Origin of the sequence: Nocardiopsis sp. NPDC058631, assembly GCF_042716955.1 — a bacterium.
Taxonomy (GTDB): Bacteria; Actinomycetota; Actinomycetes; order Streptosporangiales; family Streptosporangiaceae; genus Nocardiopsis.
On sequence record NZ_JBHXQY010000031.1, the window covers coordinates 1 to 15,531 of the forward strand.

General features: G+C 73.5%; 16 protein-coding genes and 1 pseudogene. 16 read left to right on the forward strand and 1 reads right to left on the reverse strand.

Annotated elements, in window-relative coordinates; translation table 11 throughout:
- Positions 1-391 precede the first annotated feature (391 nt).
- The 16 genes and pseudogenes from ACFWTE_RS12805 to ACFWTE_RS12880 all read left to right on the forward strand — a co-directional run.
- Positions 392-622, forward strand: a pseudogene (locus ACFWTE_RS12805) (DeoR family transcriptional regulator); the annotation flags it as partial.
- 62 nt (positions 623-684) lie between these two features.
- The gene (locus tag ACFWTE_RS12810; protein WP_378779569.1) at positions 685-858 is read left to right on the forward strand and encodes a hypothetical protein; all 174 of its coding nucleotides are present in this window, start codon (positions 685-687) and stop codon (positions 856-858) included.
- 489 nt (positions 859-1,347) lie between these two features.
- Positions 1,348-1,815 carry a hypothetical protein gene (locus ACFWTE_RS12815; RefSeq protein ID WP_378779512.1) on the forward strand — a complete coding sequence of 156 codons (468 nt, stop codon included), beginning with the start codon at positions 1,348-1,350 and terminating at the stop codon, positions 1,813-1,815.
- Positions 1,809-2,669: a hypothetical protein gene (locus tag ACFWTE_RS12820; protein ID WP_378779513.1), complete on the forward strand. Its 861-nt coding sequence runs from the start codon at positions 1,809-1,811 to the stop codon at positions 2,667-2,669. The genes ACFWTE_RS12815 and ACFWTE_RS12820 overlap by 7 nt, the downstream gene beginning before the upstream one ends.
- A gap of 21 nt (positions 2,670-2,690) precedes the next feature.
- Positions 2,691-3,362 (forward strand): SAF domain-containing protein, encoded by a 672-nt coding sequence (locus ACFWTE_RS12825; protein ID WP_378779514.1) that lies wholly within the window; start codon positions 2,691-2,693, stop codon positions 3,360-3,362.
- A complete protein-coding gene (locus ACFWTE_RS12830; protein WP_378779515.1) occupies positions 3,362-4,132 on the forward strand; it encodes a hypothetical protein in 771 nt (256 codons plus the stop codon). The genes ACFWTE_RS12825 and ACFWTE_RS12830 overlap by 1 nt, the downstream gene beginning before the upstream one ends.
- Complete coding sequence (locus ACFWTE_RS12835) at positions 4,129-5,487, forward strand: CpaF family protein (RefSeq protein WP_378779516.1); 1,359 nt, start codon at positions 4,129-4,131, stop codon at positions 5,485-5,487. Before ACFWTE_RS12830 ends, ACFWTE_RS12835 begins: the two co-directional genes overlap by 4 nt.
- Complete coding sequence (locus ACFWTE_RS12840; RefSeq protein ID WP_378779517.1) at positions 5,475-6,365, forward strand: type II secretion system F family protein; 891 nt, start codon at positions 5,475-5,477, stop codon at positions 6,363-6,365. The genes ACFWTE_RS12835 and ACFWTE_RS12840 overlap by 13 nt, the downstream gene beginning before the upstream one ends.
- Positions 6,362-7,255 carry a type II secretion system F family protein gene (locus tag ACFWTE_RS12845; protein ID WP_378779518.1) on the forward strand — a complete coding sequence of 298 codons (894 nt, stop codon included), beginning with the start codon at positions 6,362-6,364 and terminating at the stop codon, positions 7,253-7,255. The genes ACFWTE_RS12840 and ACFWTE_RS12845 overlap by 4 nt, the downstream gene beginning before the upstream one ends.
- Positions 7,256-7,282: 27 nt before the next feature.
- The gene (locus ACFWTE_RS12850; RefSeq protein WP_378779519.1) at positions 7,283-7,492 is read left to right on the forward strand and encodes a hypothetical protein; all 210 of its coding nucleotides are present in this window, start codon (positions 7,283-7,285) and stop codon (positions 7,490-7,492) included.
- Between the two features lie 38 nt (positions 7,493-7,530).
- Entirely contained in the window at positions 7,531-7,857 is a 327-nt protein-coding gene (locus tag ACFWTE_RS12855) for a TadE/TadG family type IV pilus assembly protein (RefSeq protein WP_378779566.1), read from the forward strand.
- Positions 7,854-8,288 (forward strand): TadE/TadG family type IV pilus assembly protein, encoded by a 435-nt coding sequence (locus ACFWTE_RS12860; protein WP_378779520.1) that lies wholly within the window; start codon positions 7,854-7,856, stop codon positions 8,286-8,288. Before ACFWTE_RS12855 ends, ACFWTE_RS12860 begins: the two co-directional genes overlap by 4 nt.
- Positions 8,285-8,686 carry a TadE/TadG family type IV pilus assembly protein gene (locus ACFWTE_RS12865; RefSeq protein ID WP_378779521.1) on the forward strand — a complete coding sequence of 134 codons (402 nt, stop codon included), beginning with the start codon at positions 8,285-8,287 and terminating at the stop codon, positions 8,684-8,686. Before ACFWTE_RS12860 ends, ACFWTE_RS12865 begins: the two co-directional genes overlap by 4 nt.
- Before the next feature lie 16 nt (positions 8,687-8,702).
- The gene (locus tag ACFWTE_RS12870) at positions 8,703-11,930 is read left to right on the forward strand and encodes an OmpA family protein (RefSeq protein WP_378779522.1); all 3,228 of its coding nucleotides are present in this window, start codon (positions 8,703-8,705) and stop codon (positions 11,928-11,930) included.
- A 662-nt stretch (positions 11,931-12,592) separates the two neighbouring features.
- Positions 12,593-13,204 carry a DeoR/GlpR family DNA-binding transcription regulator gene (locus tag ACFWTE_RS12875; RefSeq protein WP_378779523.1) on the forward strand — a complete coding sequence of 204 codons (612 nt, stop codon included), beginning with the start codon at positions 12,593-12,595 and terminating at the stop codon, positions 13,202-13,204.
- Positions 13,205-13,396: 192 nt separating this feature from the next.
- Positions 13,397-13,849 carry a hypothetical protein gene (locus tag ACFWTE_RS12880; RefSeq protein WP_378779524.1) on the forward strand — a complete coding sequence of 151 codons (453 nt, stop codon included), beginning with the start codon at positions 13,397-13,399 and terminating at the stop codon, positions 13,847-13,849.
- A gap of 38 nt (positions 13,850-13,887) precedes the next feature.
- Here the strand turns inward: ACFWTE_RS12880 and ACFWTE_RS12885 are convergent, their stop codons facing one another.
- Positions 13,888-15,366 (reverse strand): bifunctional phosphatase PAP2/diacylglycerol kinase family protein, encoded by a 1,479-nt coding sequence (locus ACFWTE_RS12885; protein ID WP_378779525.1) that lies wholly within the window; start codon positions 15,364-15,366, stop codon positions 13,888-13,890.
- Positions 15,367-15,531 lie beyond the last annotated feature (165 nt).

Here is a 15,531-nt window from a genome sequence, read left to right on the forward strand (position 1 = left end):
GGAGGAGTCCGGCGGTGGGGACCTCGATGCCGGTGAGGACTTTGATGGCGTTGCGTGAGGAGTCGGACATGTTCGGGTCCAGCGACATACCCGTCTCCCCCTCCACCCCTCGACGCCGCCACTACCAGCGACCCCTCCACCCCCGCCAGCAAGATGGATGAAGTTAGCACCGCCCTGCCTCGACACGGAAGTGGTTGCGCTGATGTTTCTGTTCTCGTTCCTGTGTGTTGCCTTGTGTTCCCACTCGCTCTGGTATGCAGTCCGGCGCGCCCGCTCCACTTGGCGAACGGCCCTGCTCGGGACCTGTTGAGGCGTCACGGGGCGGCTCTCGGCCGCCGAGGGCAGGATCGCCAGGGCCGCCCGGGCGGAACTGCCGAGGGCCGGGGTGATCATGCTCGACGCCGGGCCGATGGCGGAGCGGATCGCGTGGTTGCTGCCCACCGGGTGCGGGCTGAACGTTTTGACCAACTCGGTTCCCGTCGCGCTGGGGCTGGCCTCGCGCCGCGACCTCTCCGTGCACCTGCTGGGAGGCCGGGCGAGCACGGGGGTCGGGACCACGCCCTCCTCCGTGCGCCTGTGGGAGCAGCTCCACGTCGACGTGGCCTTCATGGTCGCTGACGGGGTGTCCCCCGAGCGAGACCTGACCTGCGCCGACCCCGCTGAGGTGATGGCCAGGCAGGCACGGTGCGGGCCTCGGCCAGGGCCGTACTGCTGGCCGACCACACCAGGATCGGCGGCGACCGGATCGCCCGCTTCGCGCTGCTGCGCGAGATGGACTGCCTCATCACCGACACCGGGACCGACCCCGAGGACATCCGAAGGCTGCGCGGGCGCGGCCCGCGCGTGCTCGTGGTCTGACCCGCGCGGCCCCGGCCCGCGCCTGTGATGTCCGTTCAGTTGTTGTTTCGCGTGTGTTTGTCAGCGAGCTTCGGCCCCGTGCTCTCCTGGGGGTGATGTCCGGAAAGTCGATCGGATCACAGTCACAGAAGGGGCACGAGGGGTTGTTATGGCAGGCAACTTCTCTATAAGCTCACGCAAGGGCAGGTAAAAACCCAACCAATACCACTCTGTTTCGGTCGGGCCCGGGACTCCTTCCCCCGCGGCTGGCTCGCGGCGGACCGGAACCCGGTCGGAACCCTCCTCCGTTCACCACCCACCCGGTCCCGTGACCTCCCGGGCGGGGAGGACCCCCCTTGACCCTCGTCGGAAGGGAAAGGGCCCGCTCGCTCGGGCCGGTTCCGCCATGCACCATCCTCCCCTTCCATGGCAGTGGAGAACGCACCAATGACGACAGCCGCGAGAAGAAACGGCGCTGTCCGGCGAGCGGCCGCGGCCGCGGGATGCTGCGTGGCCCTCGCCCTGGCGGCGGGCTGCGCCTCCTCCGAGGACGCGGCCTCCGAGGCGGGGGCGGCACCGAGCCCCTCGACCACCCCGTCCAGTGACGAGGAGGTCGCGGCGCTCGCTGCTTACACCGGCATGTGGGACACGGTCGTGGCCGCCTCCCACGAGGGAGGCGAGGTTCCCCCCGAGCTTCAGGACTACGCCGTGGGCGGTGCCTACGCCCTCATGAGCGCGGCCCTGGAAGGGGCCGGCTCCGGTGCGCAGGTCACCGGGGAACCCGTCCTCGCCCCCGTCGCCGCGGTCGAGGGACCCGACAGCGCGACGGTCGAGGACTGCCTCGACGACTCCGGCTGGAACCTCGGCATGGGATCCTCCTCCGGGCAGGGCCCGCGCCTCGTCGAGGCCACACTCATTCACGACGGACTCGCCTGGCGCGTGTCCGACCTCAGGATCTGGGAAGCGGGATCATGCTGAGACTCGTACGACCCGCGGCCACGGCCGCAGTACTGACCTTGCTGACGGTCGGGGTCGCCACCCCGGCCCACGCCGACGACAGCTCCTTCCTCGGCCAGATCGAGTGCGGCAGCTCGGGCGGCCTCGGCTGCTCGATCCTGCTGCGCTATTGGCAGAGCCAGGCGGGCCAGCAGGGCTCCGGCGGCTCGGACGGCTCCGGCTCCCCGGGCGCCCCGGCCGGCTCCTCCGACGGCGTCGACTGGGACGCCATCGACTGGGACGCGATCGACTGGTCCCAGGTGGACTGGGACGCCATCGACTGGGATTCCATCGACTACGGGACCGAGGGGGAGGACGGCACCGACGCGGTCACCGCCCTCCAGGAGGCCATGGCCTCCTTCGAGCTGCCCCCGCCCCAGATCGAGACCTCCCCGGGCGTCGACTCCCTGGTCCTGGTCAACACCCCCGTGTGGCTGTGGGTGGAGTCCCAGGACTGGGATGTCGAAGAGGCCTCCGCCGAACTGCAGGACTCCTCCTTCAAGGTCACCGCCACCCCCCTCTCCACCGTCTGGACGCTGGGCGACGGCACGCAGATCCGCTGCGAGGGCCCCGGAACCCCCTTCGACCCGGCCGTGCACGACCCCGACTCGGCCTCCCCCGACTGCGGTCACGTCTACGCCCTGCCCTCCGACAGCCAGCCCGGCGGTGCCTACCCCGTCACCGTCCAGGTCGGCTGGGACGTGGGCTGGGAGATCACCGAGGGTGAGTTCGCCGAGAGTGCGGCGGGCGAGTTCGCCCCGCTCGCCACAACCTCGCAGGTCGAACTCCAGGTGGCCGAATCCCAGGGCCTGGTCACCGACACAGGCAACCGCTAACAGCGAAAGAAGACGACAGACGTGGTGGACACGAAGACGGCACCGGCACCCGCGGCCTCCCCGCGGCAGGGGGAGACCCCTCCGGTGCGGCTCCTGGGCAGCGGACCCCGCCGCTGGCGGTGGCTGGCCCTGGCCCTGGGCATGATGGCCGCAGGCGGCCTGAGCGGCGTTGTGGCCCTGGAGCAGATGGACGACAAACAAGGGGTGCTCGTCGCCGACGGCGACCTGCCCGCAGGCCACGTGGTGGCCGCGGAGGACCTGCGGGTCGCGCGGATCTCCGTCGCCGACGGGGTCTCCTTCGTCGGCGCCGAGCGCCTGGAGGCGACGGTCGGCCAGACCCTCACCGTGCCCGTCACGGAGGGCGGGCTCCTCCCCGAGGCCGCCCTGGGCGCCGAGGCGGCCTTCCCCGAGCCCGACCGCGCCGTGCTCGGCGTGGCACTGCGCCCCGGCCGCTTCCCCTCCTCACTCGGCCCGGGCACCGCGGTGTCCGTGGTGGTCCACCCCGAGGAGGGCGCCACCACCGGTGTGGAGGCCTACCGCGCGCTCGTGCGGGAGGTTCTCCCCTCCGCGGCCGAGGACGGCTCGGTGGAGCTCGAACTCGTCGCCTCCTCCACCGACGCCGCAGCCATCGCCTCGGCGGCCGCCGCCGAACGCGTCAGCGTGGTCCAGGTCAACCCGCGGGGAGGCGCCTGATGCCTCGGACCGTGGCGCTCTTCTCCCTGGGCGGAGCCCCCGGCGTCACCTGCGCGGCCATGGCACTGGCCGCGGTCTGGCCCGGCGGGGCCGGGGCCGTCCTCGTGGAGGCCGACGCCTCCGGCGGTGACATCGCCACCTGGCGGCGCCTCCAGCCGGACCCCGGCCTGACCGGCCTGGCCGCAGCGGCCAGGCACGGCGGCGCCTCCGCCGACCTGGCCGTGCACACCCAGGTCCTCCCCGGAGGACTGTCCGTGTGCCATGCGCCCGTCACCGCCGACCGCGCCGAGGGCGCGGTGCGCCTGCTCGCCCAGAACCCCGGCGTGCTCGCCTCCGCCGACGGCCCCGCCGTCGTCCTGGACCTGGGCCGCCTGACCCCCGGCGCGGCCGCCTCGGCCCTGGCCACGTGGGCCGACGAGGCCCTGCTCCTGGTCGCCGACGACCTGGCGCAGCTGCGCCGGGCCAAGGAGGCCTCCGAGGCCCTGACCCGCAGTCTTCCGAACCTGCGCACCGTCGTCGTCGGCGGCAGCGGCGGCGTCCGCGAGGTCGAGAACGCCCTGGGCCCGAGCGTGTGGGGACGACTTCCCGCAGACGGGCGCTCCGCGTCCTTCCTGCGCGGGGAGACCAACCCGCGCAAGCCGCAGCGCAGGCCGCTGCTGAAGGCGGCGGCACGCCTGGCGGGCGACCTCGCCCAGGGCGCCGGCCAGGCTCCCGCGCACGGCACCGGAGCCCCGGTGTACGCGACAGAGGCGACGGGGGTCCGCGCATGAGCAGCGGACACGACGCCGGATACGACATCACCGACGGCTACTTCCTGGACACCGACCGGGCCCGCACCGTGGCCGCCCGCGTGGAGCGGACCGTCAGCGAGGCCACCCGGCGGCTGAGCGAGGAGACCCGGGGCGCCCCCGAGGACACGCCCGAGGAGTACCGCGCCCGCGCCGAGCGCGTCATCGCCCAGATCCTCGACGAGGACGCGGGCCGCGCCCTGTCCGAGGGCAGGCAGGTGCTCGACGCCACCACCGAGGCCTCCGTCGCCGCGGGCGCCCTGGCCAGGGTGTGCGGACTCGGTCCCCTCCAGCCCCTCCTGGACGACCCCGGGATCGAGAACATCAACATCAACGGCGTGCACGTGTGGGTGCGCCGCGCCGACGGCAGACGCGAGCGGCACGACTCCCTCTTCGACGACCCCGACGAGGTCGTTGCCCTCGTCCGGCGCCTGGCGTCGGAGTCCGAGACGGGGGAGCGCCGCTTCGACCCGGGGGCTCCCATCCTCGACATGCAGCTGCCCGGTGGCGAGCGGCTCAACGCGGTCATGGAGGTCGCCCGGCAGCCCTCGGTGTCCATCCGCCGCCACCGCTACGGCCGTACCACCCTCGAACAGCTCCATGAGCTGGGCACGATCGACGACCCCCTGGTCGCCCTGCTGCGCGCGGGGGTGCGCTCCCGCCGCAACATGGTCATCACCGGCGGCACCGGCGCGGGAAAGACCACCCTGCTGCGGGCCCTGGCCGCCGAGATCCCCGTCGACGAGCGCCTCGTCACCATCGAGGACGTCTTCGAGCTCGGCCTGGACCGCGACCGCGAGGCCCACCCCGACTGCGTCGCCCTCCAGGCCCGCCCGGCCAACGTCGAGGGCGTCGGCGAGATCACCATCGCCGACCTCGTGCGCACGGCCCTGCGCATGTCGCCCGACCGGGTCATCGTCGGTGAGACGCGCGGACACGAGACCGTCCCGCTGCTCAACGCCATGAGCCAGGGCAACGACGGCAGCCTCACCACCCTGCACGCCGCCAACTCCGCGGGTGCCTTCACCAAGCTGGGCGCCTACGCCGCCCAGTCCGCCGAGCGCCTGCCCCTGGACGCCACGGCCTCCCTGGTGGCCGCCGCCGTGCACCTGGTCGTGCACGTGTCCGCCCTGCCCACGGGCGGGCGCAGGGTCACGAGCGTGCGCGAGGTGGTGGGCGCGGAGGGCCAGAACGTGGTGTCCAACGAGATCTACCGGCGCGACCGCAACGGGCCCCTGCCCGCGGCGCCGCCCAGCCCCAACACGCTCGACGCCCTGGCCGAGGCCGGGTTCGACCCCGCCATGCTGTCCCCCGACACGGTGGGGTGGGCGCGGTGACGACCCCTGTCCTTCTTGTCGCCGCCTCCGGCGTCCTGCTCGGCGCGGGGCTGTGGCTGGCCCTGGCCTCGCTGGCCGCGTCCAACGGCTCGCGCGGGTCACGGACTCCGCGCTGGCGATCCCTCCTGTTCGGCCGGCAGCGGCCGCTGCGTCTGATCGCGGCGGTCGTCGGCGGCCTGCTCGTCTGGTTCTTCACCGGCTGGCCGGTGGCCGGCGTCCTCGCCGCAGCGGGCTGCTGGTGGGGGCCCGCCGTGCTGGGGCCCGACCGCGGCCACCAGGAACAGGTGGACGGGGTCGAGGCCGTCGCGGCCTGGACCGAGATGCTGCGCGACCTCATGGCCGGTGCGGCCGGCCTGCACCAGGCCGTCGCCGCCACGGTGACCATCGCGCCCGAGCCGGTGCGTGAGCCGGTCGCCAGACTGGCCGAACGGCTGCGCGCGGGCCAGTCCACGCAGGCCGCCCTGCGCTCCTTCGCCGACGAGGTCGACAACCCCACCGCGGACCTGGTGGCCGCCGCTCTGAGTACGGCTGCCACGAGGCACGCCACCGACCTGGGCGTTCTGCTGGGCACGCTGGCCGAGGCGTCCCGCGAACAGGCGGCGATGCTCGTGCGCGTGGCGGCCAGCCGCGCCCGGCTGCGCACCTCCACCCGAATCATCGTCGGGACGACCGTGGGCATGGCCGCGTTCCTGCTGGTGCTCAACGGCGAGTATATGGAGCCGTTCGACGGTTTCCTCGGTCAGGTGGTGCTCGCGGGTATCGGTGGCCTGTGGGCGGCCGCTCTCGTATGGCTGTCCCGTATGTCCCGCTTCGACCTGGGGCCGCGGGTGCTCGCACCCGAACCCGCGTCCGCCCGCACCCCGGAGGCTGTCCGATGACCCCCGTCCTGGCCGCCACCCTCGCGGGTGCCGCGCTCGGGCTGGCCCTGTGGGCGCTCTTCGCCGCCCGTTGGGCCGGGCCCACGCTCGCCGAACGCCTGGCCGCTCCGCCTCCCCCCCGGACAACCGTGGCTGCGGGCCCGGGCACCGGGGTGCTGACGCGCCTGGGAAAGATCGGTGTTCCGATCCTGGAGGGCTTCGACATGCCCGGGCCCCGCACCCGGCGCAACCTGCGGGTGTGCGAGCGCGAACCGGCTTCCTACCTCGCCGAGAAGTTCACCGCTCTGGTCCTGGGACTCGCCTTCCCTCCGCTGCTGATCGGCCTGCTCTCCCTCGCGGGCGTCCTTCCGTCTGGGGCCATCGCGGGGGCCATGTGGGTGGGTTTCGCTGTGGTCGCCTGGTTCGCCCCGGACATGTCCCTGCGCGACGAGGCCGACAAACGTCGGGAGCGCATGCGTCGCGCCCTGGCGAGCTTCGCCGACCTGGTCGTGGTGTCCCTGGCCGGAGGGGCGGGCGTCAACGGAGCGCTGGCTGACGCCGGTGCCGCGGGCAACGGATGGGCCATGGCCCGCATCCGGGAGAGCCTGCGTGGGGCAACGCTCAGGCGCCAGTCGCCCTGGACGGCGCTGCGCGACCTCGGCGAGCGCTACGACACCCCCGAGTTCGCCGAACTCGCGGCCAGCCTCCAGCTCGCCGGCGCCGACGGCGCCCGCATCCGCAGTTCCCTGGCCGCCAAGGCCAAGACACTGCGCACCCAGTTCCTGGCCGAGATGGACGCCGAGGCGCAGTCCGCGACCGAGCGGATGAGCCTGCCGGTGGTCCTGCTCTTCGCCGGATTCCTCGCCCTCCTGGGCTATCCGGCCATGAGTCACATCCTGTTCAGCGCATGAGAACCCCAACCGCTTTGGAGACCCCCGATGCAGCGCATCACCGCCTACCTCAGCTCCCTGTTGCTCAGCCGGAGGGACGACTTGTTCAGCCGGAGGGACGACGGCTACTCGACCGAGACGGTCATCATCACCGCTGTCCTGGTCGGTCTGGCCGTAGCGCTTGGCGGCGCTATTGCTGGTCGTGTGAATCTCGAAATGGCCGGAATCAGCGGCGGTGGCGGGGGAGGCGGCGAGTAGCCTTGCGCATCCCCCGGGAGGACCGCGGCAGCGCGGAGATGGCCGTGGCCGCGCCCGCGCTGCTGCTCCTGGTCCTGCTCGTCATCCAGACCGCCCTGTGGATGCACGGCGACAACGTCGTCGCCGACATCGCGCGCAGGACCGCTGAACAGTCGCGCACGGCGGGCGGCGGCACGTCGGTCGACGAGGGAGGGGGAGGCTCCTTCCTCTCCGGCTTGGACGTGTCCGTCAACCGCAGTGCGGAGGAGGTACGCGTGGTGGTGGACGCCGAGGTGCCCAGCCTCATCCCCGGCTTCAGCTGGCCGGTGGGCCACGAGGTCACCGCCCCCGTCGAGCGGTTCGTCCCTTCGGAGGCCGCTCCGTGAGTTCTCGACAGCCCGCTGACACAGGTCAGGGGGACCGCGGTTCGTCCTCGGTGGAACTGGCGCTCCTCACCCCCGCCCTCCTGGCGTTCGCACTCCTCATGGTGCTCGCCGGGAGGGTGGCGGACGCCAACTCCACCGCCGACCAGGTGGCGCACTCCGCCGCCCGGGCGGCCTCCCTCGAACGCAGTGTCGGTGCCGCCGAGACGGCCGCGTCGAACACCGCTGCGAGTTCTCTGGCCGAGAACGGTCTGGCCTGCGGCGATTACTCCGTCACCCTCGACCACGGCGGCCTGACCCCCGGAGGGGCGGTCACCGCCGTGGTCGAGTGCCGTGTCGGACTGAGCGGCCTGACAGGATTGGGCGTCCCGGGTGCCTACACGGTCTCCGGGAGTGCCACGGTCGTCGTCGACACCTTCAGGGGGCAGCCGTGAGACGCACGGAAGACAGGGGCCAGACCACGGCTTTCGTCGCCATTCTGGTAGCGGCCTTCCTGATGTGCCTGGGCCTGGTCACCGACGGCGGCGGACTGCTGCGCGCCCGCAACGAAGCCGCCACCCTGGCCCAGGAGGCCGCCCGTGCGGGCGTCCAACAGCTCGACTGGGCCTCCTACCGCGAGGGCACGACCGAGGTCGCCCTCGACCCCTCGGCGGCGTCCGCCGCCGCGCAGTCCTTCCTCAACGCCGCCGGTGCCACCGGGACGGTCTCGGTCAGCGGCGACACCGTGACCGTGACCTGCTCGGTGGGCTACTCCTTCACCCTCCTGCCGATGGGATCGACTACCGTCGACTCCACGGCCACCGCACGTCCCCACACCCAGCCGACTCCCTAGCTCCAGTGAGGCGGACATGTCCCAGATCCGACGGCTGAGCGCACTCCTGCTCGCCGCAGCGGTCCTGACCGGTATCCCCTACCTGCTCCTGTGGCACCTGCCCTGGCCGGACCTACCGGACTCCTGGGCCGTGGCCGCGGCGCACCTGCGCGGCTGGCGGCTGCCACCGGGCGTGCTGAACGCCCTGCTCATCACCGTGCTGTGGGCCCTGTGGGGTCTGTACGCGACCGGGCTGGCCGTGGAGGCCCTCTCCCTCCTGCGCGGCGTGCCCCGGAGGCTGCGCCCCCTGGGGCCGCTCCAGGTGGTGGCGGCCGCCGCCGTGGGAACCGTGGCGATCGCCCCGACCGCGGCGTTCGCCGACACGGTCACCACGCAGGACGACCGCGAGGCGGACGGGGAACAAGACGGCGACGCGCACTCCATCCCCGAGGAGGCCCCGTCCGCGGAGCCCGTCGAGAGGGTGCGCACCGTCTCCGGCTTCGGTGTCGGCTCGGCCGATCTCACCGAGCAGATGCGCGAAGACCTCGCACCCGTCGTGGACATGATCGACTCCTACGGTGACACCGAGACGCCCGTGCGGATCACCGGGCACACCGACCCCAGCGGGACCGTCCAGGCAAACCAGGAGCTGTCCGAGCGCCGGGCCCAGGCGGTCGCCGACCACCTCGACGACGCCCTGGGCGAGGACGCCCCGGAGATGACGGTGGAGGGCGTCGGCTCCGAGCAGTCCCGCGAGGGCGGCGCCGCCGCACAGCGCAGGGCCGAGGTCACCTACACCGTCGTCCCGCAGCCGACCTCCCTCCAGTCCCGTGTGATGGCGGCCGAGGCCGAGGAGACCGGTGCCGCTGCCGGGGCCGAGGAGTCCGCCGCCGCCGAGGAGACCGACCCGGTGGAGGCGGCCGCCGCCGACGCCGCCGAGGACGGCCGCGAGGTGCTGGTCGTGGAGATCCCCGACGGCGCAGTCACCGGAGCCGTGGCGTTCGCGGGCCTGGCCGGGGGATACCTGCTGGGCAAGCGCGGCGTCCGCATGCCCGGCGTGAAGCTGAGCCTGCCCCGCCTGCCGAGGGCGCCCCGCCGCCTGGCCCTGCCCGCCACACCTCCCCGGCCCACCCCCGGGGAGGACATCGACGAGCGCGTCACGGTGGAACTCGACCACGTGCCCGGCCTCGGGATCACCGGTCCGGGTGCTGCCGGAGCCGCCAGGCGCCTCATCGTCAACGCGCTCGACCGCCTCAACCACGACTCCGTGCGCGTGCTGCTCACCGAGGCCGACGCCGCCCGTCTGGTGGGCGACGACGGCCGCGACCTGCTGCGCGCGCACCCCTGCGAGCCCGTGCGGATGGTCGGCACGATGGAGGAGGCCCTGACCGCCCTCCAGCACGAGCTGCACCAGATCGCCGAGGAGCGGGAGCCGCGACCGAACACCCCCCTGGCCCTGGTGACCGCGCCCGGTGCCGAGCACGAGACCGCGCTGTCGGGCCTGCTGCTGCACGGGCAGCACCAGGGCATCACGGCCGTGATCCTGGGCCGCTGGCCGCTCGGTGGCAGCTGTGTCATCGAGGAGGACGGCCTCATCACCGAGACCAGTCCTCCGCTCAACCCGGTCTTCCACTGCTCCTGGCCCGGCGCGTCCGCCGAGGAGGTCATGGACGCGGTGCGCGCCTACCGCCACTCCTCGCCCGCCATGGCGGAGACCGACGACCGGGTGGTGAGCACGGAGGCCGCCTCGGTGGACACGGCGGAGGACGTGACCGAGGAGACCGGCTCCTTCGCGGAGCCGTTCCTCGGTGCTCTGGTGGAGCAGACCGCCGCCGAGCCGGCCGAGGCGACCGAAGAAGCCGAGTCGACCGAGGAGGCCGGAGCGGCCGAGTCGGCTGAGACGGCCGTGAGCGAGGAGACGGACCGGAGGGCCGAGAGGGTCGCGAAGACCAGGAGGGCCAAGGAGGCCGACGTCTCGGAGGAGGGCTTCTGGGACGCCGACGTCTGGAACACCGACTTCTGGGAGGGCGACACGCGCGCGGCCAGGAAGGCCGACGCCGTACAGCCCGAGGCCGAACTGGCCGACGCGGTGCCGTCCGCATCGGAGCAGACCGCTGACGCGTGGTCCGAGGCCGAGCTGACCGACGTGGAGCAGCCTTGGGCCGTGTCGGCGGACACCGCGCAGCCGGGCACCCGCCCGGACAGCGCCGCCGCCGAGCCGTCCTCATCCGAGCCGTCCTCATCCGAGCCGTCCTCCGTCGAGGAGACCGCGGCGCGACCGTCCTCGTCCGAGCTGTCCGTCCACGAGGAGGCGGCCCCCGAGCCGTCCGCCGCCGGGGAGGAGACGCCGGAGTCGTCCGCGTTCGGGCAGGCCGCCCCCGAGGAACCGGTGTCCCCGGAGGCCGTGGCGGAACCGTCCTCGACCGCGCCCGCCACCTCCGAACCCGCCCCCCAGGAGCTCGCCCCCGAGGAACCGGTGTCCGCGCAGCGTGCGCCGGAGCGGTCCGCGCCGGAGCGGTCCGCCCCGGAGCGGTCCGCCCCGGAGCAGCCCGTCCCCGTGGCGGCCGAACCCCAACGGCCCTCCGCCGAGCAGTACGCCTCCGAGCTGTCCCCGTCCACGGGCAACGCATCCGAGGAGCGTGCGGCGGAGGAGACCGTGTCCGAGCCCTCCGTACCTCCGGGGGGCGTGCCCGCGCAGTTCACCCCCGCGGGGAAGCCCGTCGCCGGGAGGCCCGCACCCGGGCGTCCGAGCACGGGCACGGTCCCCTCGGTGGTCTCCTCTCCCGCCCGCGCGGAGCGCCCCGCTCAGGAGAAGCGCACGGCGCCTGCCCCGCAGGAGCAGACCCCCGAGGAAGAACCCGCACCCCTTCGCAAGGCCGCCAAACGCGCCGTACGGTCCCGCCTCCCCAGGCCGGACGAGACCGAGGCCGCTCCGACCGCCCCGACCGCCCCGACCGGGCGGTCCGAGCAGGCCGCCGGCACCGAGCGGTCCGCACGCCCCGAGCGGGCGCTCGCCCGCGCCCAGCGCGCGGCGGAGTCCGGGTCAGCCCGCGCCGACGCCGTCACCAGCAGGGCGGAGCGCGTGGAGGGGGCGAGGAGGGCGGAACGCAAGAAGGCCACCGCCCGCGCCGGAGCCGTCGCCGAGAACCCGGCGACGGAAGCCGAGGGCGGCGAGACCGACGAGGCCCAGTCGTCGCGGCCCCTGCCGCGCAAGCCCAAGAAGGCGGGACGCGGAAGGAGCTGGCGCCCCCGGGAGAACTCCTGACCCTGGGTTCCCAGGTGTCGCGGCGCGGACGGCCGGAGCCGACTCCGTGCACTGTGCGAACAGTGTGCGCGGCTCCGGCCGTTTCCTGCCCGGCGCGGGGTCCGCGGCGACCCCGCGCCGCGTTGGAATTCGGGGCGGCGTTCGATGGCATTCGGCCATTGGAGAAACTATTCGCCTGGAATTCGGTTCGACTTCGTCTGCGGGTCCGTCGCGGATCGGGTGTGCGGAGCCCCGGACAACGTCGCGGTTGCGGCGGCGTCACCGTTTCTCGGTGGTTTTTCCCCGTCTGCTCCGCCGGTGCGAAGACGCGGTCCCGGAGGGTGTCACCCCCGGTCCGGGCGGGGAGGGGCGCGCGCCGTGACGGGGTCGTGCGGTGACGGATGGTGCCCGGGGAGTGGTGTCGTACGAGATATCCCTGCTGTGTATTGTGTGGTTCTGTTCTTCCCGTGTGAGCGGTGGGAGCGTCCGTTGTCCGCCTTTTCCGGAGGGGGAATCCGTGAGCGCGTATTCGTGCGGGGCGGACGGACGCCGTGCGGGCGCGGCCGGGTCCGCCCTGCGCCTCGTCCTGCCCGTCTCGTCGGCTCCGCCCGTCCGGCGCCGTGTCGCCCGTCCCGACCGGGCGCGCCGGTGCCCGCAGAGTCCAGCATTGTGAGGTCACCCAGGTGGATCGCGCAGCAAGCCCCGCACCCCTGTCCCCGGGCCGTCCGACGACCCTCACCGCCGGTCCGGACATGCCCGCGGGCGACCGCATCGTCGCTGCGGCGCTGGAGGAACTGCCTCCCGCCGGGGTGATCCTCCTGGAGGGCTGTCCACTCGCGCTCGGCATCGCCCGCGCTCTCCCCGTGGGCCGGGACTACACCGTCGTCACCAACGCGGTCCGCACGGCCGCGGTGCTCGCACACCGCTCCGACATCACGCTGCTCCTCATGGGAGGACTGTGCGTGCCAGGGACGGGAGCGACGTCAGGGCCCGCCGACCAGTGGGGGAGGGCCCTGCGCGAGGCGCGTGTGGACCTCGCGTTCGTCTCGGCGGACGGGGTGTCGCCGGGGCAGGGGCTCTATGTCCGTGACCCGCAGGAGGCGTCGGCGAAGCGGATGATGGTCGCAGCCGCACGGCGCACCGTGGTCCTGGCCGACCACACCCGGATCGGACGGGCCCACCTCGCGCGGTTCGCGGGCCTGGCGGACGTCGACTGCCTGGTCACCGACAGCGGTGTCGGCCCCGGTCACCTGTGGGAGCTCCGCGACCGCGTTCTCCGCCTGGTCGTCGTCTGACGCCTCCGGCAGCACACAGGGCCGCCCCCGGGCCAGGGGCCCTGGCGCCCCGAACCGCGGACCGACCACGCGCACCCGGGGAAGCCGCCCTCCGGCGGGCAGGGACCGGCGGGTCGCACCGCACTCCGCGTTCACCCATAGGTAGCATTTTCGTGACTCAGGGTAACTAATCCGACCAGGCACGGAGACACCATGCGGCTGCCCTTCAAAACACGCGACCTGCCCCTGCGTATCGCCACGGGGGCGTTCATCCTCAACTCGGGGCTGGAGAAGCGAGGCGCGGAGGGGGAGGTGGCCGAGGGCATGCACGGCATGGCGGTCGGGACCTACCCCTTCCTGAGCAAGCTGGACCCCACCACGTTCGTGCGGCTGCTCTCCGCCGGGGAGATCGCCCTGGGTGCCGCCCTGCTCGTACCGGTCGTGCCCAGCCGCCTCGCGGGGGCCGGGCTCACCGCGTTCAGCGCGTCCCTCCTCGGCCTGTACCTGCGCACCCCGGGGATGCGCCGCCCCAAGAGCCTGCGCCCCACCCAGGACGGGCTCCCCCTGTCCAAGGACGCGTGGCTCCTGGGAGCCGGGCTGAGCCTGCTCCTGAACGGCGACTCCTCCGGCGACCCCGGTCCCCGCTGCGGTTCCCGCCGCGGCTGAGGGCGTCGGCGCCGGGGCGCCGACGCCGCTCCGCCCGCTCAGATACCGGGGCCCACGGCGGGCACGAACACCCGCAGTGCCCCCGGCCGCTTGGTGAACCTGACCGTCTCCGACCCCTCCAGCACCTCGCCGTCCACGGCGAGCCGCCTCGGCTCGGACGGGATCGACAGCGTGAGTTCGGTGGTCAGCCGCTCCACATAGCCGTCACGCTGCGTGATCTCACCGAGGAGGACGTCCACGAGGCCGCGCAGACGCGGGAACGGCTCCCGCGCGCTGAGTACCCGCACGTCCAGGCAGCCGTCGTCGAGCCGCTCGCGCAGGGCCGGCAGCCGGGCGTGCGTGCGGTAGCGCCCGTTGCCCACGAACGCCCACCACACCCGTGTCGGGCGCCCGTCCACCATCGCGGGGGTCGGGCTCATCTCCCACAGGTCCCGCCACAGCGCCAGCGCGAACGCGGGCCACTTGCCGATCCTGCCCGCCCACTCGTCCCGCCGCTCCACCATGCGCGGGTAGGACCCGAACGAGGCGGTGTTGAGGAAGATCCGCCCGTCCACCTCGCCCACGTCCACCCGCGCCAGCCGTCCGTCGGAGAACGCCCGCAACGAGATGTCGACCGACGTCAGCCCCAGGGTGCGGGCGAAGTTGTTGAGGGTGCCCGCCGGGAGGACCAGCAGAGGGCGGTCATGGTCGAGGGCGGCCTTGGCCGCCGCGTTGACCGTTCCGTCGCCCCCCGCGATCGCCAGCACGTCCGAGGCCCGCGCGGCCTCGTCCAGGACGGCGGGGACGTCGTCCTCCGCCGACATCGGGATGATCCGCGCCTTGGGCAGCGCCCGCGCGACACGGCTGGTGACGTCGGCGTTGCTCAGGCCCGGTACGGCGCCCGAGGCCGAACGCGGGTTGACCACCACGGTCAGCCCGGCGCCCTCGGAGTCCACGTCCGCCACGCCGTCGGGCACCGTGTGGGCGCCGAAGACCAGCTCGGGGCGGGGCGGGAGCATGGTGCGGGCGAGCAGGGCGGCGCCCGCGCCGATCGCTATCCCACCGAGGACGTCCCCCGGATAGTGGACGCCGCTGTGCACCCGGGAGCCCGCCACCCCGCTCGCGAGGAGGACGGCCAGCGCCGACAGGGGCCGGGGCGCGTCCGCCATGATCCCGCCCGCGAACGCGGCCGCCGCAGCGGTGTGCCCGGACGGGAACGACGAGCTGGCGTAGTCCTTGAGGGGGGTGCGCGCCCTCGGTATCGCGGAGTTGTCCGGTCGGCTCCGCCCGGTGAGCTGCTTGACGACCGCGGAGACCCCGTTGGCGGTCCCGGCGGCGATGATCGCCCGCAGCGCCGTGCGCCGCAGGCGCGGGCCGCCGCTGACCGCGAGGGTCGCCGAGATCACGAACCAGGGAGCCATGTTGTCGGTGGCCTGCACGAACTTGGGCGTGTACGGGTCCAGGAAGGGTAGACCCAACCCGGTCACCCGGTCGTAGGCCTTCTTGTCCGTTGTCTGTAGACGCCTCAGTAGCCTCATGGCCCCAGGGTGGTGGTCGCGGGGTGAGATGTCCATAAGAACGCGCACGTCGTGGCCTCCGCCACATCGGACGCGGGGGCGGCGCAGCCCGCCGGAGTGGTCGCGAGGGTCGGGACGGGCGCGGCGTACAGGGTGCTTCCAGGGGCTGTGGTGCCGTATCCCACG

What these genes read in the sequence shown, in the direction of transcription:
- ACFWTE_RS12820 (WP_378779513.1), top strand. Translation starts at nt 1,809, where the DNA reads ATGCTGAGACTCGTACGACCCGCGGCCACGGCCGCAGTACTGACCTTG.
- ACFWTE_RS12830 (WP_378779515.1), top strand. Translation starts at nt 3,362, where the DNA reads ATGCCTCGGACCGTGGCGCTCTTCTCCCTGGGCGGAGCCCCCGGCGTC.
- ACFWTE_RS12835 (WP_378779516.1), top strand. Translation starts at nt 4,129, where the DNA reads ATGAGCAGCGGACACGACGCCGGATACGACATCACCGACGGCTACTTC.
- ACFWTE_RS12845 (WP_378779518.1), top strand. Translation starts at nt 6,362, where the DNA reads ATGACCCCCGTCCTGGCCGCCACCCTCGCGGGTGCCGCGCTCGGGCTG.
- ACFWTE_RS12850 (WP_378779519.1), top strand. Translation starts at nt 7,283, where the DNA reads ATGCAGCGCATCACCGCCTACCTCAGCTCCCTGTTGCTCAGCCGGAGG.
- ACFWTE_RS12855 (WP_378779566.1), top strand. Translation starts at nt 7,531, where the DNA reads ATGGCCGTGGCCGCGCCCGCGCTGCTGCTCCTGGTCCTGCTCGTCATC.
- ACFWTE_RS12870 (WP_378779522.1), top strand. Translation starts at nt 8,703, where the DNA reads ATGTCCCAGATCCGACGGCTGAGCGCACTCCTGCTCGCCGCAGCGGTC.
- ACFWTE_RS12880 (WP_378779524.1), top strand. Translation starts at nt 13,397, where the DNA reads ATGCGGCTGCCCTTCAAAACACGCGACCTGCCCCTGCGTATCGCCACG.
- ACFWTE_RS12885 (WP_378779525.1), bottom strand. Translation starts at nt 15,366, where the DNA reads ATGAGGCTACTGAGGCGTCTACAGACAACGGACAAGAAGGCCTACGAC.